General features: G+C 48.3%; 22 protein-coding genes and 1 pseudogene. 17 read left to right on the top strand and 6 right to left on the bottom strand.

Annotated features, from left to right (window positions below; translation table 11 throughout):
• Positions 1 to 630: 630 nt before the first annotated feature.
• The 6 genes from BUB30_RS01515 to BUB30_RS01490 all read left to right on the top strand — a co-directional run bounded on the left by BUB30_RS01515 (position 631) and on the right by BUB30_RS01490 (position 8,423).
• Positions 631 to 4,731, top strand: a complete 4,101-nt coding sequence (locus BUB30_RS01515) for a CHAT domain-containing protein (protein WP_073130287.1) — start codon at positions 631 to 633, stop codon at positions 4,729 to 4,731.
• Positions 4,732 to 4,761: 30 nt separating this feature from the next.
• A complete protein-coding gene (locus BUB30_RS01510) occupies positions 4,762 to 5,940 on the top strand; it encodes a hypothetical protein (RefSeq protein ID WP_073130283.1) in 1,179 nt (392 codons plus the stop codon).
• 476 nt (positions 5,941 to 6,416) lie between these two features.
• The gene (locus BUB30_RS01505; protein ID WP_073130280.1) at positions 6,417 to 6,896 is read left to right on the top strand and encodes a DUF2975 domain-containing protein; all 480 of its coding nucleotides are present in this window, start codon (positions 6,417 to 6,419) and stop codon (positions 6,894 to 6,896) included.
• 3 nt (positions 6,897 to 6,899) lie between these two features.
• Entirely contained in the window at positions 6,900 to 7,127 is a 228-nt protein-coding gene (locus tag BUB30_RS01500; RefSeq protein WP_073130278.1) for a helix-turn-helix domain-containing protein, read from the top strand.
• 133 nt (positions 7,128 to 7,260) lie between these two features.
• A complete protein-coding gene (locus tag BUB30_RS01495) occupies positions 7,261 to 7,779 on the top strand; it encodes a VOC family protein (protein ID WP_073130276.1) in 519 nt (172 codons plus the stop codon).
• Between the two features lie 218 nt (positions 7,780 to 7,997).
• Positions 7,998 to 8,423 carry an EthD family reductase gene (locus tag BUB30_RS01490; protein WP_073130273.1) on the top strand — a complete coding sequence of 142 codons (426 nt, stop codon included), beginning with the start codon at positions 7,998 to 8,000 and terminating at the stop codon, positions 8,421 to 8,423.
• Between the two features lie 145 nt (positions 8,424 to 8,568).
• Here the strand turns inward: BUB30_RS01490 and BUB30_RS01485 are convergent, their stop codons facing one another.
• From BUB30_RS01485 to greB, 5 genes are all read right to left on the bottom strand, one after another.
• On the bottom strand, positions 8,569 to 9,591 hold the full coding sequence (locus BUB30_RS01485; protein ID WP_073130271.1) for an LLM class flavin-dependent oxidoreductase: 1,023 nt from the start codon (positions 9,589 to 9,591) through the stop codon (positions 8,569 to 8,571).
• 150 nt (positions 9,592 to 9,741) lie between these two features.
• A complete protein-coding gene (locus tag BUB30_RS01480; protein WP_073130268.1) occupies positions 9,742 to 11,664 on the bottom strand; it encodes a polysaccharide lyase domain-containing protein in 1,923 nt (640 codons plus the stop codon).
• Between the two features lie 128 nt (positions 11,665 to 11,792).
• Positions 11,793 to 12,440 (bottom strand): hypothetical protein, encoded by a 648-nt coding sequence (locus BUB30_RS01475; protein WP_073130265.1) that lies wholly within the window; start codon positions 12,438 to 12,440, stop codon positions 11,793 to 11,795.
• A gap of 73 nt (positions 12,441 to 12,513) precedes the next feature.
• On the bottom strand, positions 12,514 to 13,359 hold the full coding sequence (locus BUB30_RS01470; protein ID WP_073130263.1) for a helix-turn-helix domain-containing protein: 846 nt from the start codon (positions 13,357 to 13,359) through the stop codon (positions 12,514 to 12,516).
• A 138-nt stretch (positions 13,360 to 13,497) separates the two neighbouring features.
• Positions 13,498 to 13,971: a transcription elongation factor GreB gene (greB, locus tag BUB30_RS01465; protein ID WP_073130260.1), complete on the bottom strand. Its 474-nt coding sequence runs from the start codon at positions 13,969 to 13,971 to the stop codon at positions 13,498 to 13,500.
• Between the two features lie 234 nt (positions 13,972 to 14,205).
• On the opposite strand from greB, the gene BUB30_RS01460 reads away from it, so the two are divergent.
• Positions 14,206 to 14,628 (top strand): hypothetical protein, encoded by a 423-nt coding sequence (locus BUB30_RS01460; protein WP_221408653.1) that lies wholly within the window; start codon positions 14,206 to 14,208, stop codon positions 14,626 to 14,628.
• Positions 14,629 to 14,819: 191 nt separating this feature from the next.
• Here BUB30_RS01460 and BUB30_RS35015 read toward each other — a convergent pair whose 3' ends face one another.
• Entirely contained in the window at positions 14,820 to 15,182 is a 363-nt protein-coding gene (locus BUB30_RS35015; RefSeq protein WP_178376989.1) for a hypothetical protein, read from the bottom strand.
• A 398-nt stretch (positions 15,183 to 15,580) separates the two neighbouring features.
• On the opposite strand from BUB30_RS35015, the gene BUB30_RS01450 reads away from it, so the two are divergent.
• From BUB30_RS01450 to BUB30_RS01410, 10 genes and pseudogenes are all read left to right on the top strand, one after another.
• Positions 15,581 to 16,618, top strand: coding sequence for a sterol desaturase family protein (locus BUB30_RS01450; RefSeq protein ID WP_073130254.1), 1,038 nt, complete (start codon positions 15,581 to 15,583; stop codon positions 16,616 to 16,618).
• Positions 16,619 to 16,819: 201 nt separating this feature from the next.
• Positions 16,820 to 17,215, top strand: coding sequence for a (R)-mandelonitrile lyase (locus tag BUB30_RS01445; RefSeq protein ID WP_073130251.1), 396 nt, complete (start codon positions 16,820 to 16,822; stop codon positions 17,213 to 17,215).
• Between the two features lie 94 nt (positions 17,216 to 17,309).
• Entirely contained in the window at positions 17,310 to 17,708 is a 399-nt protein-coding gene (locus BUB30_RS01440) for a putative quinol monooxygenase (RefSeq protein ID WP_073130248.1), read from the top strand.
• A gap of 157 nt (positions 17,709 to 17,865) precedes the next feature.
• A complete protein-coding gene (locus BUB30_RS01435; protein ID WP_073130245.1) occupies positions 17,866 to 18,657 on the top strand; it encodes an HAD family hydrolase in 792 nt (263 codons plus the stop codon).
• Positions 18,658 to 18,845: 188 nt separating this feature from the next.
• A pseudogene (locus BUB30_RS35535) lies at positions 18,846 to 19,321 on the top strand (DEAD/DEAH box helicase family protein); the annotation flags it as partial.
• Entirely contained in the window at positions 19,301 to 20,170 is an 870-nt protein-coding gene (locus tag BUB30_RS01430) for a helicase-related protein (protein WP_394333997.1), read from the top strand. The pseudogene BUB30_RS35535 and the gene BUB30_RS01430, both read left to right, overlap by 21 nt.
• A 351-nt stretch (positions 20,171 to 20,521) precedes the next feature.
• Complete coding sequence (locus BUB30_RS01425; protein WP_073130242.1) at positions 20,522 to 22,102, top strand: Ig-like domain-containing protein; 1,581 nt, start codon at positions 20,522 to 20,524, stop codon at positions 22,100 to 22,102.
• Positions 22,103 to 22,388: 286 nt separating this feature from the next.
• On the top strand, positions 22,389 to 22,973 hold the full coding sequence (locus tag BUB30_RS01420; protein ID WP_073130239.1) for a dihydrofolate reductase family protein: 585 nt from the start codon (positions 22,389 to 22,391) through the stop codon (positions 22,971 to 22,973).
• Positions 22,974 to 23,893: 920 nt separating this feature from the next.
• Positions 23,894 to 24,238, top strand: a complete 345-nt coding sequence (locus tag BUB30_RS01415) for a PadR family transcriptional regulator (protein WP_073130238.1) — start codon at positions 23,894 to 23,896, stop codon at positions 24,236 to 24,238.
• A 17-nt stretch (positions 24,239 to 24,255) separates the two neighbouring features.
• On the top strand, positions 24,256 to 26,910 hold the full coding sequence (locus BUB30_RS01410; RefSeq protein ID WP_073130235.1) for an ABC transporter permease: 2,655 nt from the start codon (positions 24,256 to 24,258) through the stop codon (positions 26,908 to 26,910).
• Positions 26,911 to 26,970 lie beyond the last annotated feature (60 nt).

The raw sequence follows: 26,970 nt of genomic DNA, 5'->3' as shown, positions 1-26,970 counted from the left end.
CAATGGGAAGAGCAAAGCAAAAAAAAGTCCCTGCCTCCGGAAGAAAACGGGACTTGAACGAAACTTATACTTTTGAAACAATTATTTAATGCGCAGTTGGTGAAACCACCGTCAACCCATAATTCTGTATTAAAAATATTCATAATAACAAATTGATTATCAGGTATTTACATGCCATCGTATCTTGAATATTCTGAAATACCAAAAAAGCGTTGCCGGCTTATTTAGGCACCTTTCGACTGTCATTCTTAGGTGCATTTGCTACTCCTGTTACTCCGTTATTCATAACGCAGCGAAATTTCTAAGCGAGCATCAGCGAATCAAACACCAAAACGGTGGAAGGTTTAGTGTTGAGTCTTTTTAGGAGGAGAAGAATAAGTTTGAGGACGCTAAGGAGGCAGGTGGTTGGCATCGTGACACAAAATTTGGATTAAACGATAAAAAATGCTTCTGAAGCTTCCTATATTGGATTAGTAAGTAGCTCATTTCTCCTTTTGCAAAGGCAAATGGGTTTCGCTATTATCGATAAGCCCATCTGCTTGAAGACCTCCTACCGTGCCGGTCGTGCGCAAATGGCGTTAAAATGGTTCTACTGTCAGGTCCAAATTTCTAGGGCTAGGTCTAAAGGATATGAACGAGTCAACTGCTGCCGAATTTGCTTTATACGCTCTTAATTGCGGATTAAAGTCTTCATTGACAAGTTCTACCATAACGTTTAAAAACGGAAGGAGACTAGATGGATATCCAAATGTACTGGAGCTCGGAAGTGGTTATCCTCAAGTTTTTTTGATCAATCGGCATAGTCAAACAGCATTAGATTTCGAGGAGATCCTCTCAATCAGTGTAGTGACAAGAGACGGAAAAGTTGCAGTCTTTAGATCATCCGATAATGATGATCAGGGAATCAACGGAGGGAATACCGAGGCCGACTCTTGCTCATACTATGAATATCGTGGTGCTCAGCTTTTGGTTGCAAATCGAAAACAAGAAGCATTGGAGAATTTTCTCGAGGCCGTTCGCCTAAACGAAAAAGCATGGAACTCGTGGTCTAACCTGGGAATGCTGTATTATGAGCAAGGGGAACGAGAAAAAAGCCTGTACGCTTTCGAAAAATTCATTGAATTTTCACCCGACAATGATGCTACCCTAGCGTTGAAAAATTTCGCCAAAGACGAGTTAAAGAAAAATAACCGATCAATACCGGCAACAAGAACGGTGTCACCAAAGTCAACACGGCAGATAACGTTGAGTATTTCCAAGGACGGAAAAAAAAGCTTGATCTTCCTGGAAAACGACACTGATAAGGATGCCACTCAAATCCAGGAAATGATCTTTGAATTTATCGAAAAGAATTCCTGGATTGATGCATTTCTGTACCTCAGAGATAACCCGGATCTGTTAAGTATTGTTGTCTCGACATGGCTTGAGGTCCTATACAACTCGGAGAGCGATGAAGAGAGGAGAAATGTATATCATGAAAACCTAACCTTATTACGAAAATGCTCCGAATCTTCACCGGTCGCAGTATTTTCAGAAGCTATGTCGATACCTCCAATGGAACTTGAGCTGGTTGCCTACGGCATTAGGCATATTCAACCTAAGTTAATGGAGCTCTTCTCCGTTACTACACTAGAAGAGAAAAAAGAAGTAATCAGAAAATTCCCCGAATTGCTGCGTGATCATGCCACGCTTCCTCTCCTTGCTTACACGAAAGCCATCCAGCAGGATGAGGGAGCTATTCAAGAATTTGATTGGCACATTTGGTTAATTCGTCAGCTACAAGAGCATGGGCTCGATGCCATTGTTTCCGACGACGATTCCGGGAGAACTTTGAAGGACGCCAACACGCTGCTTACTAACGCTTTAGAATTACTTGATTACGGTGTTCAAACAGACGATGTCAATACAATCAACAAATCCATTCAGACTTTTGAAAGCTTGCGCAACCGTCCGGGCCATGACCAAAAATTTCACGAAAACGTCGACATTCACATCGCTATCGGCCTGATATCCAAATATAAAATACGGCACATTGGCGAGGATTGGGACAAGGGCATCCAACTGCTCCTTCAATCGCTCCGGAATGTTGTCAATGGATCGTGGGACCACGTACTTACGATAGTCAACATTTCTACTGCGTGCATATACCACTTCGAAGTGACATCGGATATAGCCGACCTGAACAATGCAATTAACATCCTAGAAGATGCATTGCGAAAGCTTCCTGTCGACGTACCTCATTATCCAAAAATACTGAACAACCTGGGAAGCTTGCTTTTCAGGCGCGGTGAGTTCCTGAAAAGGATCAGCGACGTCGATCGTGCTATTGCTATATACAAACAGGCCTTAAATCAGAAGTCTGAAGATTCCCTTAGCTTTGCTCAGACGCTAAACAATCTCGCCATTTCTTACCTGGAACGATTCGAAGTACAACGACGTGTAAGTGATTTAAATTCAGCGCAGGAATGCTTCACAAGTATGAAGAAGAACGACGGTCTCTCTAAGAATGATTTAACTAATATTGCTATCGGGCTTGGCAGGACATTCCGGCACCAGGCCTCGTTATTAAGCGATCCCTCCATCCTTGACAAATCGATCGCACAATACTGTGAAGCACTAGCGTATACCGATAGCAGCTCAAGCTCATACTTTCTCACACATAACAATTTAAACAATGCATACCGGGATGCATTCCAGTTGACGGGAAATATTGAGAACCTGAATCAGGCAGTTCTATCAGGAAGAGAAGCTACAACATACGTGAATAGCCGAACACACTATTTCGCGATGTACCAGGAAAATTTGGCCAAGTCGCTGACCCTTCGCTACGATGCCACCGATTCGGAAGCTGACTTAAACGAAGCCATATCCCTATACCAATCTATCCTCAACAAAGCCAATTTGTCAAGAGTAAACACCTGCACTTGCTGGGCGAATCTGGCGATAGCCTATCAATGCAAATATATGCGATCGAGAGCCGTCATCGATCTGGAGAAATCCATCAAAGCTTCCCACCAAGCGATGATGGAGGTCAATCCTCTCGAGCAGTCGCACGACGCTATTCAAATCTGTTACAATCTTGGCAATACGTTCTTTTTGCTTAACGAGTGGGAAGCATGTGTCAACGTACTGGATAAAGCGCTTTACGCACTTGACACGATATATGCCATGCAGGTTACGATGAACGACCAGGAATCTGCTCTACAGCAAAGCTATCGTATTCACAAAATGGCTGCATACGCGATGTGCATGATCGGTCGGGAAAACGATGCTGTTGTTATCGCTGAAAAATGGAAAGCGAGAATTCTTAAGCAATCCCTGGACTTGCATTATTCAAATGTGTATACATTACTTGAAAAAGGCCATGTTTCTCTTGCCGAAAAGTATCGCCTAGCTTCCGAAAGCCTAACACAGTTGATTGGTTTAGGCAATCGGGAAACGGGCAACAGCCACATAACTGCACGAATTGAGGCGGCACGGCGAAATCTTCATCAAATTATCGATACCATTCGATCGCAACCGGGCCTGGAAAGCTTCTTTTCAGACTTGACAATACACGATATTTATGGTATAGCTCATGATACTCCGTTGCTTTATACAATTATCAGCGAACATGGGGGGTTCGCCCTGATTGTTCCACAGGATCAGCATCTGCTCATAACAAAAATATTTCTGCCTGATCTAAAATCACACGTGATTGATGCAAAAGTGAACGACTATCTTAATGCCTACCAGGCATGGCAAAAAAATACCGGTAAGCAGTTTTTTCGGACATGGCTCCAACAGCTGGAGGAATTAACCCGCTGGGTCTGGGAAAGTCTTATCGGAGCGATATTACCATTGGTAAAAAATTATCAAAAGCTAGTTGTAATACCCAGCGATCTGCTGGCTTACATCCCACTTCATGCAGGTTGGTCTGAAGCGGAAAAAGGCAGGACATATGCGACGGATTTGCTGGACTGGCGATTTGCGCCGAGTGCAAAATCATTGAAAGTCTCGCTCGCGCGAAAATTCGTTTCAAAAGAAGACTCCTTAATGATCGTTGAAAATCCAGAGCCGAGTAGTGCACCTTTCCTTCCATATGCATCGCTTGAAACTTTCGTGGCCAAGAGTGTTTATACGAAGCCAGAACATTTAAAGGGTCAGGGAGCTCAGGTGGAGGACGTTGCTGAGTGTATTCAAAACAACGCTGTACTCCATTTTTGCTGCCACGCGTTCACTAATATTTCGGAACCGTCGGAAAGTGGTTTAGTTCTGGCAAACGATCGCGTACTAACACTTTCCAAGCTCTCAGCTTTAAATCTGTGGAAGGTGCGATTAGTGGTCGTTTCGGCTTGCGAGACCGGCGTGGTCGGCTTCAAGCTTCCCGACGAAGCATTTAGCTTGGCCACCGGCTTTATCAGTATCGGTGCGGCTGGAGTTGTCGCCTCTCTTTGGAGTGTTTCCGATTTGAGCACTTCCATTATCTTCATCAAGTTCTACTCCTTATGGAAGACAGAAAATCATGAACCTTCAAAAGCTCTTCAATTATCGCAGCTATGGCTGCGTGATGCAACCAACGAAGTGCTGGCAGAATTCTTTGATGAGTTAAAGGATAAAGTGCCTGCTACGGAAGAAGCTGCAGGGTTACTCGACCAAAAACGAAAGGAATACATCCTCAAGGAAGATCAAATGGAGCGACCGTTCTCACATCCATTTTACTGGGCAGGCTTTATCTTTTTAGGATCGTAAAATAGGAGCTTACTGATTTCACAAATAACTATGAAAGAAACACCCCTCTATCCCTCCATCGGAACAAATTCCGCCCCTTATTTTATTGCTTCATCCTCCGAACCTGAAATTACGCATACCGATCAGGGTTACCTTTCGGTTCAGGTCTACAGTGCGCAAGCTGCGTTTAGTGGCCCGTGGTGGATTGGAGCGCGAACATTATCCATTGTCTCGCAAGTAAATTTACACCTGGATGCTTCAAATGACCTATCAAACCAGGATGTTCGTTCAATTATTCAGACACGGGAAATCGAAAAAGACAATGCGGTTCAGCTTGGTTTTAGTCCCATGCTTGTTGATTTCATTCCCGCCAAAATGAAAAAATTGTCTGTTTCGATAGAATACCTGGTCAACGCTCGAAACTATCTTCGTGATCTGGCCGGCTTGATTGCCGACAAATCATTGCTTTCTACAATTTCATTTGCTCCTGGTAGCGCAATGGTGGCGAAGACCTTGAGCGGTTTGAGTGAAAAGATCTTAGCTTCGTTTTTACCGGCTGAGGAGCGAAAACCAATCTTACAATTCAGCGGTGACTTTAACCTGGCGCTTGACGGTATAAAATCTGGGTACTATGTTATCCTTGGCTCGCATTCGTCAAAAAATCCAATACCCACCGATGGATTAAAATTGGAAATTGGCGACGGAGGTATATTAAAGAACAATGGAGAGGTGGTCACTCAGCTGTCGTATGTAATCCTTAAAGTGGGCTGTGTGAAAGCCATACGGGACCGCATATCCGGTCAAAGTGAGTGGCGAAGGAAACTACGCGAAGTGAAGCAGCTTGTGCAGGATTATTCGGAGGATCCCTTCGTAGAAAAAGAGAAAAATCCCCGAAAAGAGTTTTGGGAAAAGAGTTGTCTGCCGAAGCTGAGGGACATTAGCGCATTGCTCAAAGCAGATCCCAATTTCCTAGATGAAGAAATCGACCTTATCTATCGCCAGGCATACAGAGAATGTTTGGAAATCATCAATAAAGAGAGCCCAACCGTTCGAAGCGGGCTTAAACCAATGGTTACGACAACCTGGCAAATCGACACGCAAAATGATCTACAATTTTTGGGTATTCCTGTGGATGAAGATATGGAACCCAAGTTAACAATGTATGCCGACCGTTTAGGCAAAGCCAAAAGAGTGTTTAGGGAGTTCGGCCCAAATAATGAAATTTCATAAATTGCGATACGCTTGATAACATGATGAAATTAGTAAAAATCGAAGGTGCAGGGAGCTCGCTAAATATGTCGAACCTTGCTAGCACATTCTTCAGAAATGGCGCCGTTCCGTCCCTGTGACCTGTATACTTGAAATCAAAAGCTCGGGAGGATACCTACCATCGTCCAGATCATTGACAATTGTCGCCAACCTAATCCCAGCGCAGCATGCTTTAAAGCCTAGAGTTTCCGTAAGTAGCGTTCAAATCAGATTATAGTATCCAAAAGCGCCCCAACTTCCAATTTTGTTTGGGCGCGATCCTCCTCCCATATCTCCTTAACGGAATAACTATGAAAACGCTCTTAATTACGCGAGAAGGTTAGAGACGTTAAAGCAGAGCTGCACTTTTCTAACTTTCTTATATATAATAAATATTTATTGTTTATCAATAAATATTTATTATGTTTGCAGTAGAATTTTAAATCACAAAATCAGTTATGAAAAGAATTCCAACCCTGTTTCTGCAGGCCGTCATCGTGCTTATCGGCCTTGTGGTGCTTGCCGCTTTGATTGGGCTTCCCTTAACCGAAGGAAGAGCCACGAACTTAGACTTGTTCAGCATTTACGCTGACCCGTTCATCTTGTATGGATACACAACATCCATCGCTTTCTTCGTTGCGCTGTATAAGGCGTTCAAACTACTGGGATACATCGGACAAAATAAAGTATTCTCTCCGGACTCTGTCGGGGCTTTGAAGAGTATAAAGTATTGTGCCATTGTATTCAGTATTTTAATCGTGATGGCAGGCCTATACATAAGGATAGCCCATCATAAGGACGATGATCCTGCGGGTTTTCTGGCGATTTGTATGGTGACGACCTTTGCTTCTATCGTAGTGGCCACCGCTGCAGCCATATTTGAAAAAATCCTACAGAATGCGATCGATATGAAATCTGAAAATGACTTAACCATTTAAGCTATGCCAATCATTGTAAACTTAGACGTGATGATGGCAAAGCGAAAGATCTCTCTGAATGAACTTTCCGAACGGGTTGATCTGACATTATCTAACCTCTCTATCCTAAAGACAGGTAAGGCGAAAGCCATTCGTTTTAGCACCTTAGAGGCAATTTGTAAAGCATTAGACTGCCAGCCCGGTGACATTTTGGAATACCTAAATGACAAAAAAAGAACAACGAATCGCTAGCAAAAGCCATACGTCGTTCTTGGTCCATCCTTATTCAAAATAGTCGCAAACAGCCTGCTTTTAGCCGCAAATGACCTTGGCATGAAAGGCCGACGGCTTTACTTTTGCTCAACACTTAACAAAGAGAACAACTATGAGCAAAATCAACGACACCCTCGCTAAACTTGAATTCGCACAGATAGGTTGGGTAGTACCGGATATTAATGCCACGGTAAAATTCCTGGAGAAATCTTTAGGTGTGAGCTTCCCCGAGCCCTACCGTTATAGCGCTGAGGATCTAAACATAAAATATTATGGTAAAGTTGTGCCCAGTGACGGATTAACGACTCAAACTTACAATGGTGGTTCTTTCATCGAACTCATTCAGCCGCTTTCCGGCCAAAGTGTGTTCCATGACTACCTGGCTAAAAATCCCGCCGGCGGCGTACAGCATCTCGCGTTTCAATTGCCCGTGAGTGGATTCGAACAAGTTGTTGACGATCTCATCCAACAAGGCTATTCACTGATTGGCGAAGTAGACCACCCCATTGCGCGGATGAAATTCTTTGACACCTACAAAACCATGGGTGTTGCCACCGAGATCATGGGCATTACGCCAGAGGGAAGAGCGGCCATCGACAAAATGAAACAGGACACCGTGAGAAAAATTTAAAAATGCAAAGCGAGGAGTGATTACTTCGCGTTGTGCTCAACCTAAACAAGTCTTTGGTATTGGAACGTTACGCTCTCCTTTCGACAAACGGCAAGGAAGCCTTGTCAAACTGCACACGCTATCGTTTTGAAAATAGAGATCTTGTGATGACATTTGGATTCTGACATTTTCGAGCTGAGCTGCCAGACGATTTAAATTCAACCCTAAAAAAATCAAACATGAAATTAAGCCTCATCGCATCAACTTTACTTGTGATCACCTGTTTTGCGTCATTTGGTCAAGACAAACAATCTGCAAAAGCTAAAAAACCTTCGACTGCCGTGGAAAAAGGATTGGTTAAAGTTTCTGTCATGTACCCATTTGCTGAAGGCAATACCTTTAACATGGAGTATTATGAAACGAAGCACATGCCCATGGTCGCGGCCTTTCTGGGTTCAAACCTGGTAAAGTATACCATTGAAAAAGGGCTTGCCAGCGGCATTCCCAACCAGCCCTTGCCGTATATGGCTATCGGAACTTTCTATGTAAAAAGCCTTAGTGACTATCAGGCGGCCATTGCTCCGAACAGAGACGCCATCAGAGCTGACTTTGTGAACTACACGAATGCAGCTCCCCTAATTTTGGTGAGTGAAGTGGTGAAGTAAAAAAACAGTGTGAGTGTGAGTGTGAGAGCGGGAGCGAACAGACTCATTCTGTTTTTTTTCTTCGCTCTCGCTCTCGCTCTCACACTCACCCCTACTCCCCGGCGAAGCAGATGCCGGAAAGTATTCTCAGAGGTATCATCCCAAACTACCGCCAGCCCAATCCGGGTGCGACATGTTTTAAAATAGAAGACAACACGTGAACATTGTAATCCACCCCCAACGTATTGGGTATCGTCAAAAGGAGCGTGTCTGCTTCCCTGATCGCTTCGTCCCCAGCCAATTCCTTGATGAGCTGATCCGGTTCCGCAGCATAGCTTCTTCCAAAAATAGCACGTTTGTCACTTTCAATATAGCCGATTTGATCTGCGCTTTTGGTGTCCTGTCCAAAGAAATACCGGTCTTGATCCGTGACCAATGCAAAAATGGATCTGCTTACCGAAACTCTTGGCTCGCGTGTGTGCCCCGCCTTTTTCCAGGCTTCTTTGTACAATCGGATCTGCTCCGCTTGCTGCACATGGAAAGGCTTTCCGCTTTCATCAAATTTCAGAGTAGAACTTTGCAGGTGCATTGCGTTTTCGGCTGCCCAGACTGCTGTAGCATTCGAAGCAGCACCCCACCAGATCCGGTCACGCAATCCCGCCGAATGAGGTTCTAAGCGCAACAAACCTGGCGGATTCGGAAACATCGGGTATGGATTGGGTTGGGCAAATCCAACACCCTTTAACTTATCCAAAAATTCCAATGCTTTACGCCGGCCCATGTCCGCATCGGTTTCTCCTGCCTTGGGTTCATAACCAAAATAGCGCCATCCATCGATCACTTGTTCCGGCGAACCTCTGCTGATCCCCAACTGCAACCTGCCCCCGGAAATAAGATCAGCCGACCCGGCATCTTCTATCATATAGAGCGGATTCTCATAACGCATATCGATCACGCCTGTTCCAATCTCTATCTTATTTGTTTTGGCACCGATAGCGGACAATAAAGGAAATGGAGACCCCAACTGGGCCGCGAAATGATGCACCCGGAAATATGCGCCATCCAAGCCCAGCTCTTCAGCAGCAACCGCCAGATCAATAGACTGAAGCAAAGTGTCGCTCGCGGTACGGGCTTGATAGCCTTGGCGATTGGCCCAATGTCCGAACGATAAAAATCCTATTTTCTTCATAAGTTTTACGGGTTGAAATAGCCCTGCAAAGATAAAAATTACGGTCACTTTTGGCGCTGGAGTTTGTTGTGAAGACCAGCAACTTGCAGGGGAGATTCAACGCGTACGGTATACTAAAGTATAGTGAGCAGCAAGCCTTTGGCGGTCGCTCTATTTTCTCGGTCCGTACTGTGGCGCGGCCACTCCCGATTCGAGCGCGCCGAGATCCGGTGCTTTGCCGGTGAATCCATCGGTGATCGTGGGCAGCAGGCATCCGGCATCGATCGCCTTGGAACCGGGCTTTAGCCTGAAGTCGTAGCCTGCCACCGGGTACACATGTCCCTTTCGTCGCGGATCGGGAAGCGGAACATTCTCGAAGATGGCTTTTTCGAGTTCTACTCCGTGTACTTCATATCCGGTCTTCTTCGTGAATTCGCGGAGCGTTTTAAATTCTACCCACCCAAGCTCTTTTTCATCGGCGTGGTTCAGTGAATCGTGTTGCGGATACCGCCAGCGGTAGTTGGTCTGGTTTTCGGGCTTCTTGCGATAGCCATCATAATCCAGTGTAGTGTAGTTGGTGAACGTGGTGCCGCTCAGCGAAGGCCTTGTATCATCCGGGCCGATAAACAAGTTGTTCCGGAAATGTCCATTGGAGAAGGCGCTGATCGCGGCGTCCGCAACAAACGTGTTTTGATAGGTATAGATCCCGGAGGGCCGGACCATATATTTTAATGCGTTGCCCGGTATGTTATAGCAGATGTTACGGATGAAATAGACCGGCCCGCCGAAAACGGGTTGTGCGCTTAATGCTGAATGATAGGCATTGAACCCGCGGTTCTCGAATACGCGGATGTTATGCGAGCCTCCATCGGCCTCGATGAAGTCGTCGGCGACGTTGAAGATATCGTTGCGATAAAAATCGATGGAAACACATTTCTTCGCGCCCTCGGGCAAGCCATGGGTATCGACGCAGATGCCATCGTGAAAGTAAGCAATGGAGTTGTGGCAGACCACGTGCCCCTGTCCGTATACCTTGATGGCATAATACGAAGTTAAGGGCGCCGGCTTTTCGAGTCCATACCAACCGATGAGCGTATCCGGCTCATGCCGGCCGACCATGATGTTATCGGCGATATAGAAGTCCCTGGAGTCGGCACTATAGGTCATTACGGCAATGCCGATGTCTTCCATTTTGCAATGCTTGACGGTCAACCCGCTACAGCCCATCACTCTTTTCAATCCCCCGTAGAATGCGACGTCTGTATTCCGGATGGTGAGCCCTTCGAAGTAATGGTAGTCGGCGGCCATCACGTCGAAGAGCCGGTAGGAGCCATCGCCGTCGAAAATAACTTCTCCGTCACCGGCCGCTTTTATGACAATCGGTTTTTCGGCGGTGCCTTTTTGGGTGAGCACATAGGCGCCGTGGAAATCGAGCGCCAGGGAGTCGGCATACCTGAGCCGGTGTGCTTTATAAAGACCGGCATGAACCAGGATCACATCGCCGGGCTGTACGCGAGGCTCAGGAACATTCCACCAGTCGCCGGTATTGCCGGTGCCGTAATAGGCTTCGTTCAACCCTGTAAACGCAGGACTTTGTTTTGCTCCCTTATAACCCGGGGGATAGACGTGATAGACTTGCCCCAGCGCATAGGGCTTGGGTTCTGTTTTGGTCTGAACGAATACGGTTTGCATGGATGGCCCTTCGATGCCATCCAGATCGGACAACTGGAAACGGCATTCGTATACCGTTCCCGGTTCAAGATTGAAAAGACTTCCTGCAAACAAGTTGGGTGTGGTATAGACCCACGGCTGATCATGGCCATAGATCTTTTCTCCACCCACACGCAACAAGGGTAGTCCGGTCCGCCACTCTCCCCTATCTTTTTTGCGATAGGAAACCGACACGGTGGCGTTCCGGTTCTCATCGCCGGAGATGACCCACTCAAAACCTGCACACAACAGGGTTGGCGGCTCGACGATGAACTCCGCGGTCTTGGTTTGATTCCTGACGAGCGACTTTTCGAGCCCTTGTGCCGTGACAACGCCCGTGATACTCGCGGCAAGAATCGATACGATAATTATGGTTTGTTTCATCACATTCAGATTACATCCCCGTCGTGTTGAAACAAGGGCATGAGCTCGCGCATAACGTAAGATAACAGAAAGCGGGAGACAGGCCAATAGAAATTACTCGGATAACGGCAATCGCTCCGGTGACCCCGTCAGGTCAGGATAGCCACGGTCCACACCAAGAGAAACCACACAAATCCCAGGCTGCTAACCCTGTGGATCTTTCTGGCGGTGGTCCAGTCGTACAGGAAAAGGGAAATGAAGAAGAGCGTCCAGATACAAAAAAGCGTTACATCCCAAGTGATCGGGGCCGTTACTGGGATCAGTGTGTCCAGGATCGAGTGGCCCATGGCCCTGCCTAAGATCGGAGCCAACATGTACAGTGATGCAACATACATTAGCCGTTTGTGTGTCTCGGCGGTCTTTCTATTGCGGTAGCCCAGCCAAACCAGTAAGGCAAAGCTCGGCAAAAGGAACCTGTTGCACCTGGCGGTGTATTCCATCTTGTGCCAACCGTCATAAATAACAATGAAAATGTAAATCGTTGTGACGAACACGCCGATGGCCGCCACCATACCGGCAACTCCCAGGTTGATGTGGGCACGATAGCTCCCTTTCGTGATGTAGGTGGTTTGAATGACCAGGACAATAAACCAGGCAAAACAGAATAATCCGTGTATGATGAACTTGGGATCGCTATTACTTTTCTGCCCCACATCGGTTACCAGGTTGTCGGAAAAGCCCCAGAGCGAGAGAAAGAGAAGCACGATGCTGGCGAGTAGAAAATAGTATCTCTTCATACTTAATTTAACCTCTCTTTAAAGAATGACTAAAGTTGTTCATTCATAGTGAATCGGTCATTGTAAAAAATCGTCAATTATGGGATGCCGACTCCAGGAAAAAGGGGGTCAGTACTTCTTCGCTTTGATAATAGAAAGACGGCGAGTGCCCTGTGAAATGTTGAAATTCTTTGATAAAGTGGGCCTGGTCTGTATAACCGCAGGCCTCTATGATCCCCATAACATCGGTGAGCTTCCCCGCGGCACCCAATTGCCGGAAGGCATGCTTGAAGCGAATGATCCTTGAAAAGTATTTTGGAGTAAGACCGATTTTCTCGGAGAAATGGCGCTCCAATGTTTTCACGCTCATGCTGGCCTGGTCGCACAATTTTTTGAGGTCTACATCGCCAAAATGGAGATCGATAAAGGCCGCCACTTTGTCGAGATTGCGCGTAGAGTGGCCGCTAGCCTTCAGCTTGTTGGTCAGGAAGGTTTCGAGCACGCTCACGATCCTTGCTGGATCATGATGTTGGAACATGCGTTCGCGACATTGGCGCAGATCGTTATACCACATCACCGAGGTGGCATCCGTTGAATAACCGCCGGCAACAATGTTCATGGGGACGCCGCTGAGGCGAAACAGGCCCGTCACCCGGAACAGGGCCACCACACTCCGGGACGGCCGGTGGAAAACTGTTTCGCCTTTCTGCGTCATCTGCCCAACGATAGCGATATCAGGCGCTGCCAGAAACGTATCGGCTGTCGCCGTCTTGTTCGAATAGCACCGAGATTGGTCGGAAAAGCACAAGGTTGTGATGCCCATCGGCAGTGCTTCGTGCACCACGGAAAAGTCGTTGTTGTCAACTACGTCCGACACCAGGTAGCAGTACAGATGGTTCCGCAATGCCGGCGAAGGGAGGAACGTTTGGAAATTGAGCATGGCGGAAGGGTTGGCCAAGCTAATTTAATCCATTCGCATCATGCCTGCAATGCGGCAGGAGTGAAAATACAACCAGTTTTCAGTGACGTGCCGTTCAAGAGGCCGAATTCATGTAGCACCGTCACCCGCCAACAAATGTTATTTCTGGTACTCAATTTTGGTAATACGCCAGACAAATTCGCCCGCCCCGGTTTTCACGACGGCTTCGTCACCCACTTCTTTTTTCATCAGTGAAATGGCCATGGGTGAGTCTATGGAGATGTAATCTTTGGTGTCAAAAATTTCGTCATACCCGACGATACGGAAACGTTTTTGTTCGCCTTTGTCATTTGCAATTTCCACCCAGGCACCAAACATGACTTTGCCCTCCTGGAAGGGTGAATAATTCACAACCTTCAGATCATCGATACATTTGCGCAGATAGAGCACTCGCCGGTCAATTTCGCGCAGGCGCTTTTTGTTGTAGTGATAATCTGCATTTTCAGAACGATCACCCAGGCTTGCCGCCCAGGAAACCTTTTGCGTGGTGTCGGGCCGTTCAACGCGCCACAAATGATCCAACTCCGCTTTCAACTTTTCTAAACCTTCCGGTGTAATTAAAGGCGTTTTCATGGTTATTTACTGATTACGGAGCAATGCATGCATCCGACTTCTACGTTTATAAAGTTGTTTGTTGGCTTCTCTTAATACTTTCAAAAAAAGTTCTCTCAAATTCACTTAAGTGAAATTTCCCCATTCTTTTTCTTTAAAAATTTGCAAGAAAACTAAGCTATGGGACTATCAAATTTAGGCATTTTTCACACCATCATTGGTGTAATGGCCATTGGAGCAGCGCTAACATCGTTTGTGAAATTTGGCAAGATCAATCTGGCTGAGCTATCCGGAAAAATCTATTTCTACGGAACACTCATCACTTCGCTGACCGCTTTGGGGATTTCCAAGCATGGTGGCTTCAATCCGGGACATGTATTTTCGCTGTTCATCGTGATACTGGTGGTGATTGCTTCTTATCTTTTTTACAAGAGGAAAGGGAATAACAAAGCAAGGTACTTTGAGAACTTTCTCCTGTCTTTCAGTCTTTTCTTGTCGCTCCTTCCCACGGTCAACGAAACACTAACCCGGGTGCCCATTGGACAACCCCTGGCTAAAGATGTGGCTGACCCTGTGATTGTCAAAACGTTACTGACGCTTTTTGTACTGTTTGTCGGAGGCTCCATTTATCAATTTATCATGCAGCGAAAAATCAACAACAACCCGCCTGCCATTTAGGTACAGGTCACGCCATAGTGGTCGACAACTTCGGTGGTTTTGGCTTTTTCTATTGGTTCGGCCTCTGCTTTGGCTGGCAAAATAAGCCATAAACGAATCAAAATATCCTTTCATGAAAGAATTTAACGGGCGGACCACACCCACTCACTTTTGTGGTAGACTTTTAAATTCGTGCGCAACGACTTAACTTTCTAACCAAGTCCGGCCCTGAAATGATGCGGATACCCACCCAATCCGGCCTTGCCGGTTGCTTGAAAAACAATGAATATGAGAGATAATTTTGAAGTGTTAGAGGCGCATCTCTCCAATTTTGCTGCACTGACCCGTAAAGATATCGATGCTGCAGGCCGTTCTGGAAACCACGGAAGATCGCCAAGGGTGACTTCTTCAATATGCAGTACGTGGTTTGTAACGATCTGGGCTTGGTCGTTAAGGGTATTTTCCGGATTTATTACGCAGACCCTGAAACAGGCACGGAGAAGAACCTCTTCTTCTTTTCGGAACATCAATTTCTGGTGTCCTTCCGCAGCTTCATTAGTCAAAAAATCTGCCATTATTTCATACAAGCCATGGAAGATTCGGAGATCATGTATATCTCTTACAACGACCTAAGCCATCTTTACGATACACATCCTCAGTGGGCAAAATTCGGGAGACTGCTTGCCGAGTTATTTTTTACGTATTCACAGACCCGCGCTGAAGAATTGCTTTTCATCACGCACGAAGAACGGTACATCCGTTTGCTTGAAGAGCACCCAAACATTATCCATCGCATTCCAGCATATCATATATCGTCGTATTTGGGTATCACCAATCCTTCACTGAGCCGGATCCGCAAAAGGATAAATCGATAGCCCGTTGATGCTGTTGTGGACCGGATGGAGAAAGTAACGGTCCTTTTCTATTTCCCCTGAAAATCCTTAAGTTTGGTTTTACCAAACCCCTTCCTGCCTTGGAAATACTGGAAACATTACGGGACGAGATCGTCGGCTTCTTCTCCATCAACGGACTCGTTGAGATCATTCGCTCCGGCGACTACCATTCGCTGCGCACCTGGAGCGGAATTCAGACCGTTCTTTCGCCGCTCATTCCGTTTATCGTGATCATCGAGATCCTGCTGGCATTTGCCCATAAGAATTTCAACCGGGCGGAGTATAAGATCCCGTTCTTTATTTACATATTCAATCGCATTATCGGAAAGTTTATCTCGTTTGGCGTCATCGCGTTTTGTATCGGTTTGTTGTCGCCCTACGCACTGCTGCCGGTTTCCCTTACCTGGTACTGGTTCATCTATGGTTACATTGTCTGGGAGTTTGCACACTTCATCTATCACTTTCTTGCCCATAAGGTGAGGTTGTTCTGGTGTCTGCATTCGTCACACCACGCTCCCGAACAGATGAACCTGTCGGTTACGTATGCTCACTTTTTCCTGGAGGGGCCCTACGCCGATTTTATCCGGACCTCCATTTGTATCCTGGCGGGCGTCCCTCCCGTCATGCTGTTTGCCATCATGTTCATTGACGGCACCTGGGGTGGATTTATTCATGTGGGTGAGAACTTCATGAAAAATGCGCGCTTTGGTTTCCTGGGAAAATTCATCCTCACCCCCTCCCACCACCGCGTACACCATGCACGCAACCCGCTCTACATGGACACCAACTTCTGCAACCTGCTGAACATCTGGGACCGGGTGTTCAAGACCTATCAGCCCGAACAGAACGACATCACGATCCAGTATGGCATTACGCGGAGTATCAATGCCGGAAATTTTTTCGATGTATACTTTGGCGAATTTTACTACCTGGCGAAAGATGTCGCCCGGGCTCCCGGGATAAAGAATAAATTCCTCTACCTGATCATGCCACCGGGTTGGAGTCACACGGGCAATCATATGCTCGCGAAAGACATCCGGCGGCAATATATGAACACACATGCCGGAAAGTCTTTGATGGATTCACCGCCCGGCGGCGACCAGCGCAAAAGCGCATAGGTTGGTGTATACACTGTGCTTCATCATAGGAGCATCGTCTACCCTTTTCCATTCTTGATCCTGAGTGACATTCCATCCACTGGTTAACAAACTGGGATAAGTTTGTATCGAGAAATGGCCCGTATCAATTCAAACTTCTGTACGCGTTCGCCCATTTGACAGCATTAATGACGAACTTAGCAGAGTAAACCCAGCAATCCTATGCAAATAATAAGAAGTGGATCACAACCCTCCGGAAAAGGTCCGTCGGAATATTTCACGGGCACGGTGCGAATCGATCCCTTGATCAATCCCCCGGAGCCTTCTCGTGTTGCCATGGCATTGGTCACATTTGAGCCCGGTGCGCGCACGGCGTGGCATACCCATCCCTTTGGACAGACCTTGATCATCACGGCTGGAGCCGGCTGGGTGCAACGTGAAGGCGACTCTAAAAAAGAAGTCCACCAAGGAGATGTTGTTTATTTTTCGCCCGGTGAAAAACACTGGCATGGGGCGACCATCACCACAGCGATGAGCCATATCGCCATACAAGAAAAACTGAACGGATCACCGGTTGATTGGATGGAACAGGTGTCTGAAGAAGCGTATCGCGAATGACAAGTAAAAAAATACCTGAATCAATAATTCGTATAACCCGAAACGTATTGGGCGAACACGCAAAGACCAGACTAGCAAAAAAAATCAAATCATCATGAACCTGAGAATATTCACCACTCTCCTATTCGCAATTATGGCTTACAGCAATCTCTCCGCGCAGGAAAAAAGCAAACAAATGGTACGTCTCGCCCGAATCGTTATCGATGCCGATCAGTTGGAGCAATACAAAGCGATTTTGAAAGAAGAAGCGGAAGCCTCCGTGCGAATAGAACCAGGGGTGCTCACCTTGTTTGCCGTTCAGGAAAAGGATAACCCAACCCACTTCACGATCCTCGAAATCTACGCTGACTCGGCCGCGTACAAATCGCATTTACAAACGCCACATTTTATCCGATATAAGACGGGCACAAAGGATATGGTGAAGTCGCTCGAACTTGTCGAAACCACGCCATTGATCCCTGATATGCAAATCAAAAAACCGTCAAAGAAATGAGCCATAAAAAAAATGGTCAGCGGATCTGAAACAGAAGCCGGGAACTACCCATGCGCTAAGTTTATGATGGAAGTAGTACGTAGGTGTTAAAGGAGTTGTTTATCCCCCTAAATTTTAGTCTCTTTACACCCGATTCCTTTCACCAGGGAACGTGGGTATGGATTTTTCATCAGTAAGACTTGTCGCCTCCGATATGGATGGCACCCTTCTCAACACCAAACACGAATTAAGTCCCGATTTCTTCACGGTATTCAATCGAATGCGGTCGAAGGATATTTTATTCTCTGCCGCCAGCGGAAGGCAATACCAGAATCTATACAACCGTTTTCCCGGCATCCAGGACGAGATCATTTTCATCGCCGAGAACGGCAGTTATGTGATGCACCAGGGCAAAGAACTTCACCTGCAGCAAATGGACCGGGATCTTACCCGGGACATCCTGAAGCGCATAAAAACACTTCCAAACGTACTGACGATCCTTTGCGGCAAGAAAAGCGCCTACATCGAGAACGACGATCCCATCTTTGTTCAACGTCTCTCCATGTTTTATGACGAATTCGCCATCGTAGACAGCCTCGTAAACGTCGATGACGATGAATTTCTCAAGATCGCCGTCTGCGACTTATCCGGCGCCGAACAAAACAGCTACCCGCTCTTTTCGGAATACCAGGACGATCTACAGATAAAAGTCTCTGGCAATGTATGGCTCGATCTCTCCCACAAGCTAGCGCACAAAGGAAAGGCGCTGGATGTCGTGCAGAAAAAATTCGGGGTCGCCCGAGAGCACACCATGGTATTTGGCGACTACCTCAACGATGTTGAAATGATGGGCGAAGCACACTTTAGCTTTGCCATGGAAAATGCCCACCCCGAAGTGAAGCTTGCCGCGAAGTTCATGACCCGCAGCAACGACGATCGTGGGGTATTGCATGTGCTGGAGCAGCTGTAACCCCCCCCGGCCCCCCTTCCTGATTTATCCACGCCTGAAATTTTTTTATAACAGGTACCATCTCCATGACCAGGATTTCGATAGGCCGTTAAAAGATACTTATTGAGCACAGAAAGAAGGGCATTAATAATCCCGGTAATAATGAGGCCAGTTGATCCGGGCCCATCAGATTACCGTACCTTTGCCCTATGCAAACCACCCGTAAGGCCACCCAGGCTGACTACTTGAAAAATATAGGCATCGACACCCTCAACCCGATGCAGAAAGAGACCATCGCGAAGACGGCAATTAACCCGAATTTGATGTTACTCGCGCCCACGGGGTCGGGCAAGACCCTCGCTTTCCTGTTGCCGGTCATCGAGGCCCTGAGACCCGGAAAGGATGAGGTGCAGGCGCTCATCATCGTGCCTTCGCGGGAATTGGCGCTCCAAATCGAGCAGGTGTTTCGCAGCCTCAGGACAAATTATAAGGTTTGTTGCTTCTATGGCGGCCACGCCATGAAATCGAAGAAAACAGCCTTGCCACCGCTCCGGCGGTGATCATCGGTACCCCAGGGCGCCTGGCCGATCACATTTCACGCAAGACTTTCGACACCCGGACGATTCGCTGGGTGGTGCTCGACGAATTCGACAAGTCTTTGGAAATGGGGTTCGAACCTCAGCTTGCGGTCGTTTTCAAGTCGCTCACCGGCAAACAAAATCATTTGCTCACGTCGGCCACGACGCTGGATGTACTACCGTCGTTTATTCCCTTCTCGCAGCCCGAACGCATCAGCTATCTCAACGACACCGCACCGACCCGGCTAACACTCAAGAGCGTTCACACCCTAAGCACAGAGAAAGTGGAAACGCTCATGCGCCTTGTCGCGGGTTTCCATCAGGAAGCGTGCCTCGTGTTTTGCAATCATCGTGAAGCTGTTGATCGCATCAGCGCGCTTTTCAATGATCATAACTTTGCGCATGGCATCCTGCATGGCGCCCTGGAGCAGATAGACCGTGAGAAAAACCTCATCAAGTTTCGCGCTGGGGCACACCATGTTCTCATCGCCACCGACCTCGCCAGCCGCGGCCTCGACATTCCGGAGATCAAACACATTGTCCATTATCAATTGCCCCTCCAACGTGACGCATTCGTTCATCGCAACGGCCGCACCGCACGCATGCACGCCGAAGGGCAGGCGTATTTTGTCCTCGCCGATGATGAGATGCTTCCGCCCTACATGGACGACAATATCACCGAGGTTAAAATCAACCCAAAATTCGCGCTACCTCCCCCACCGGAATTTGTCTGCCTTTACATCAGCGCCGGTAAAAAGGATAAGATCAGCAAGGGCGATATCGCAGGGCTGCTCATGAAGAAGGGCGGTCTGAATGCCGATCAGATTGGATTGATCACCACGCTCGATCACGCTTCGTTTGCAGCCATCCGGCGCACGCATCTGAAACAGGCATTGACCGGCATTAAAAATGAAAGGTTAAAAAAGATCAAAGTAAAGATCGAAGAAGCCAGCTAATCTCTTGCGGAGAAATTAGACAACCCGGTGTCACGCTTTCGCCCGCCCCTGAAAGTGGGGATATGACTTTTTAGCCTGTTCGCTGTATCAACTGATTCCCAGCAAGTTGTGATCTCCCATGTTCCAAGATCAGGTTGCTTTCTATAACTGTTGCGCTATACACTACCAACTCCACCGCTAGACAAATCGCGTTATTCGTGTTCAAACGGACTCAGTGTTCTGTGAATGGCGAGAACCCGTAAAGTATCAAAAATTGAAACTAAAAGTTACAACGTAAGGTCTATCGTGCTACTGCACTTTTTAGCCCTGAACAGGCCTCTAATTTTGAGGCAAACTTATGGTACGTTATACATGAAAAAAAACCACAAAACATTATCGTTTCTTGGCAAATGCATGCTCATCGGATCTCTTGTTTGGATCCAATCCTGTAGCAAGGATGATGAAGTTCCGCAGAACATAGATTCGCAAATCACATTTTCAAACATTACACCGACGATGCCGGTGTGGAACAATGTTCCCATTTCATTGGAGGCATCGGATGATATGGGAATTGCCTCCGTAGAGGTTCTCGTTGACGGCGTTTCGATTGGCACCCTGACACAGGCGCCTTATACCGTGACCTGGGATGGCACCAATGCCACTGACGGCGTGCATACCATTAAAGCTATTGTTACGGATAAGTCGGGAAACAAAACCGAGAAGGAAACTACCGTAACGCTTCAGAATACCTTGCTCACCGTTGATATCGCGGCCAATCAGTTGGATGGTGATGAGCGCGGCTTTGTTTTTCTTTCCGATGAAACTGGCAACCTGATCGCCTCTACGGAATACAAAAACAATAACGATGTCGTATTGAAATCCCCGACCTTTGCGGGAACAAAGTTCTTTCTCACCGAAGTACTGGTGACCGATCACAGCGGGCAAAACGAGGTAAGACTGTGGACGTATCCCGAAATTGAAAGAGGACAAGCCTGGAAAGTTCTCGATGATAGAAACACGAATGACGATGTTAATGTCGGGTTGGCAAGTCTCACGTTGACAAACGCGGTGACCAACTCCATTTATGATATCTATTCGAATGCGCGGGAGCAGACGGGTCTGGACGACTCCCGTACCACCGGATCGATCCACCTGGGGACAACGCCGAGTAAGTTATACGTTACGCGTCGCGCGAAGGACAGTGGAACGCCGCTTGCCTATGGCTTTTTCTCCAACGTAGTGGTGGGTGATAATACCCTTAACTTAAGCCAGGTGAATCAGTCCGTGTCGAAACTGACGGCTACGATGCCGGAAGAGATGTCCTACGCTTCGGTCTACGTGCGGGCCTATTCGACGTCTAATGACTACACTTATCCTTATGTGTTGGGAACCTTTACCAACGGCGGCAGCAACAGTGGTATCGAGTCCTTTGACATTTACTATCCGGGAACGGCATTCGCGACTTACTATTCTATAATCGAAATGGGCAGTGATGATCTCAGCTATTACGGCGGAAGCCATACCAGTCTTTTTGACGTCACCGAGATCACCAACACGGTTTCCTTTGGTTTTGCCAATGACAAGCTCACGTATAGCGCAACGGGCGATTTTGCTTTTATCTCGACCGTGTTTGAAACAGACAATTCGGAGTGGTTTTTGGTCCTTCCGGAAGGAAGCAATAAAGTGGTGCCGGCCTTAAAATTGCCCGATCCGTTGAAGGCTTTTGAGATCCCTGTTTTTGGCTCACCCGAGTCATATGACGCTTATAAGTTTGATGGTGTCGCCGACTACAACGCCGTAAAAACGTTTATCAGCACCTCGTCATACAGCCTGGATGAGTTGTTTGATGACGGCAAGAATTTCACGGAAATTACCTATTGGAATCTTCCTGCCAACGGCCGATCGAAGACGGCGCACAAAAAACATTCGTTGGGCACTGCGTTTAGAAAATAGCATCATGTGCTAATCAGCCCCATGCTTCGCAAGAGATGAAGCTGGGCAAGCAAGTCTGCGACGGTGAGGACCTTATGGAAGGATCTCACCGTCGCACTCGTTTTTGGGTATGCCGCTTCTTGCTAACGGCCGTGGTATACGGCGAAACCTGCAGTCATCGCCACAGCCATCGCATCAGCTTTGATTTTCCATGCACTAAACGCAATTCCCCCCTTGAATTGTCGCTTTGACACCCGGTGAGCCCCAAAAGGGCGCGGTACCTTTGTAAAAAACAAATCTCTTAGCTATGCGAAAATTGATCGTAAAAATGTCGATGTCGCTCGACGGTTTTGTAAGTGACGTCAATGGGAAAAACGATTGGATCTTTAAGACCGGCGACGAGCAGTCACGGGACTGGAGCGTGGATCAAATCCGAGAGGCAAGCCTGCTGATCATGGGCAGGACGTCGTTCGAGATCATGTCGCCCTACTGGCCGACGGCGACCGGGCCTTTTGCCGCGCCGATGAACACGATCCCCAAAGCTGTCTTTACCAAAAACGGATTTGCGGGGATCCCGCATAGTTCGGAGCAGTCACCGGCTGCAGCCTCCTGGTCCGATGCGCGGATTTTCGACGGCGATCTTGCCGAGGAGATCAGGAAACTCAAGGCCGAGCCGGGGAAGCCGATCGTCGCCCTTGGCGGAGCGAGATTTATACAGAGCCTCATCGCCACGGGTCTTATCGATGAATTCAACCTGGCTATCCACCCTGTCGCATTAGGCTCGGGGTTGCCCATCTTCGCCGGCCTTGCCAGCCCGCTTTACCTGAAGTTGGCGGATGTAGAGACTTTTCCCGGCGGAACCATTGTGCACTCTTACCGTGCAGAAGGTTGATGCGTAAATAGATAACCTCACTGCCGCGTTTTCTTCCAGCATAATTAACACCGCTCTCCAAATTCCTAACTGGCCAGTCTTTGAATAAACTGGACTTCTCAAACTCCGTAGGAGTTTCCCATCATAACCCCGGGTTTTAACCCGGGGAACGGACGAAAAAAAAGCAAAAGCGCCATAGGAAAGTCTGATCGAGCCTCGCACGGTTTGGCGCGCAAAGGCACGTTGCATCCGTGCGCAGCGCGGTGTGCGCCATGAACGTGGCATAGTTCTATTCTCGTGAGCACGTGGCGCAGGCGGATCGCGGGTTCGCATACGCCGGGTTGGCACCCGGTGTTATGATTCTTGCGGTATAACTAGCACTACTCTCCCGGTTGCTTAACTCGCCAAGTCTTTGAACAAATTGGCCCTCTCCAAACTCCGTAGGAGTTTTCCCATCATAACCCCGGGTTTTAACCCGGGGAACGGATGAAAAAAAGGCAAAAGCGCCATGGGAAAGTCTGATCGAGCCTCGCACGGTTTGGCGCGCAAAGGCACGTTGCATCCGTGCGCAGCGCGGTGTGCGCCATGAACATGGCATGCTTCTATTTTCGTGAGCACGTGGCGCAGACGGATGGTGGGTTCGCATACACCGGGTTGGCACCCGGTGTTATGATGGAGAACTCCTACGGAGTTGAAGTTTTGGGGCGGTGACTCGTTAAGAGGCAAACACTTTCGACGCAAGTTCGAGTCTTTAAGACGACTTTGTTGAGTCTAAAATCAACAACAAGCTGCATGGTTGCCTGCATCCCTACTATTCATTTCCAAGTCCGCCACCCCTTTCCTCTTTAATTCATTTTGCGAGGCGGCCTTTTAAAAAAACAACGATCACCAACAACCATTCCCCAGCCTCGCCGTACACATACATAGATTATCTATGTAATATGCTTACGAAAGGCCTCATGGCGGCGTCTACCAAGCCGCTGATCCTCACCATTCTCGCACGCGGAAAAAACTATGGCTATGACATCATTCAGCAGGTAAAATCTGCTTCCGGCGGACAGCTCGTCTGGGCAGAAGGCATGCTCTACCCTGTGCTGCACAAACTGGAAAGCGAAAAGTTGATCGTCTCGGAGTGGATCGTCAAAGACGACCGCAAGCGAAAATATTACAACCTCACCGATAAGGGCCGGAAAGAGCTCGTCTCCGAAAAACAAGCCTGGCTCGAAGTGCACAACACCCTCATGCGCCTCTGGGATCTTCCGGAAGCAAAAATCTCCATCACGTAAAAGAATAAACGCTACTTATGTTCGATCTGCAAAAACACATTGCCGCCTGGAAAAAGAAAATGCAAACCGGGGCTCGCCTGGAAGACGGCGACGCCGAAGAGCTTGCGTCACACCTGACCGACAAAATTCAGGAACTCATCCAGAAAGGCGTCGCGCCGGAAGCTGCATTTCACCAGGCAGTAGCCGAAACGGGCACGCCTGAAGAACTCGGCCAGGAACATCTTTTTGCCCGCGAACGCAAAACGTGGCAAGTGACCCGCAGTTTTCTGCCGGCATTGTTCGTCAACTACCTGAAGGTCCTCGTGCGGCAATGGGGTCGCCACCGGACGCACAACTGGGTCACGGTCGGCGGACTTTCCGTTGGGATCGCTTCGTGCATGCTGATCGCGTTCTATGTGCTTCACGAATTTTCGTACGATCAAAACTATAGCGGCAAGGCGATCTATCGCGTGGTCAATAAACAAGTGTCTTCAACGGGTATTGAAAACACCGGCGCCGGCGAACCGATTCCCCTGGGCCCGGCGTTGAAAGACGAATTTCCTGAAGTCGTCTCCTCGGTACGCTTCTGGAGCGCTTATATGCCCGTGCTGCGGGTGAACGACAAAATTTTCCAGGAAGATAAATTCCTCTTCGCCGATTCCAACGCGTTTCGCGTGTTCGACTTTGAGTTGATCCGTGGCGAACGCACGTCGGTCCTATCGTCGCCCAGCGCCATCGTGATTTCGGAAAAAGCGGCAAAGAAATATTTTGGTGACAAGGATCCTGTCGGGGAAACCATCCAGTATAGAGGGGACCCGGGAAATGACCTCTCGTTCATCGTCACCGGCGTCTTTAAGGACCTGCCCTCGAACACGCACTTCAGTTTTGATTTCCTGGCATCGTTCCAATCGATTACTGATCTGAGTCATGGATGGGGGTCCTTCAAATCGATCTGGACGTATGTTGAACTTCGTGACACAAAAGCCGCCGCGTCGCTCGAAGAGAAATTTCCGGCCTTTGTCAAGAAATACGTCCCCGATGAGTTTGCAGCAAAGCAAAATAAGAAATTCGCCTTTGCGCTTGAGCCGGTTTCAACGATTCACCTTGGTTCGAATGCGGGAAGTGCTATGAAGCCCGTTGGAAGCATGGCGCTGCTCCGGATCATGATCTTTACGGGTTTGCTCATCCTGGTCATGAGCTGCGTAAACTTCATCAACATCTCGCTCGCGAAAATGACGAGCCGGCTGAAGGAAGTCGGCATGCGAAAAGTACTCGGCGCCGTGCGCGGACAGCTGTTGGTTCAGTTCATTGCTGAAGTGGCGTTTGCCTTTTTGCTGTCGCTCGTTGGTGCCGGATTGCTGGTCGCCACCTTGTCGCCGGTGTTCAGTGAAATTACGGGCATGTCCATCACGTGGCAAAGCCTGGTGGACTGGCATTTCGGGGTGGTATTGGCGGGCATCTTTCTTTTCGTGGTGGCGGTCGCGGGCTATATTCCCGCGTGGATGTTGTCGGGGTATGGCATTCTTAATGCTTTCCGCAACAAGCGCGTGCAGGCGTCGCTGCGCAGTCCCTTTAGCTTCCGGAACGCGCTCATTTTTGCGCAGCTGGCGATCTCGGGGATCCTGATCTTCTCGGCGCTGATCGTAGCGGAACAACTATCATTTATCAGGAAGAAAGACCTTGGCGTAACCCTGAACCATGTGGTCGCGATACCGTTCTCTGAAAACCCGCAGGTATTTGAAAACCGGTTGCGCGCATTGCCGGGAGTAGAGTCGATCGGGTATTCGCAGCGGCTCCCGGTGAACACGCTCAACTTTGACCGCCGGATCGTCGAGCTGCCCGGCGTACCCGATGCGATCCAAGTGGAAAGTTCCTACATCACACAAGGATTCACCGATACCTACCGCATCCGTTTTATCAGCGGGCGAAATTTCAACAGCGAGCTCGCATCCGACTCCGCGGCCTTTGTCATCAACGAAACGGCAGCGAAAACCTTTGGGTGGACACCCACCACAGCCATCGGCAAGGAACTCAAATGGTCGACATACCTCAAAGGTGAAGTGATCGGCGTTGTGCAGGATTTCCACCTGGAGTCGGTTCATGCAACGATCCGTCCCATGGTCATGCTCGACGCTGTACACGACGACCGCTGGGCGCGTAACTTTATTTCGCTGCGTCTCCAGCAGGGCAACGAAACCGACACCCGCGCGACGATCGAAAAATTATGGCGCCAATTCAATCCCGATGGAGCCTTCATGCTGGTGCAAATGACCGACAGCTTCGACCAGCTTCACGCCGACGACAAGATCTTCTCCGAGATCATTTTCTACTTCACGCTGGTCGCGATCTTCATTTCGGCCATCGGACTTTATGCCGTGTCGTCCTACACAGCGGAACAGCGCCGGAAGGAGATTGGGATCCGGAAGGTTCTCGGCTCCAGCATCGGTCGCATTGCCTGGGGACTCACCGCGCCCTACATGGCCACCACGGCCCTTTCATTTATTCTTGTCGTCCCGACAGTTTACTATTTGATGAATCTCTGGCTGAGCACCTTTGCCTATCACACGGGCATCGGCTGGCAGGCCTTGGCGATGGCGGCGCTTGCTATTGCTTCCTTAGCGTTTTTGTCGGTCCTTAAGGAATCGTTGCGGGCGGCGTTTGTAAATCCTGTAAAGTTCTTGAGAGAGGAATAGTGTGGATATCCACTTTCCTGGATACTGGCTTGCAGGCTTTTATGTGCGCTACGGTTTCAT

The sequence above is a fragment of the Chryseolinea serpens genome (assembly GCF_900129725.1).
Taxonomy (GTDB): domain Bacteria; phylum Bacteroidota; class Bacteroidia; order Cytophagales; family Cyclobacteriaceae; genus Chryseolinea; species Chryseolinea serpens.
This window is presented reverse-complemented; position numbering and strand designations above follow the sequence as displayed.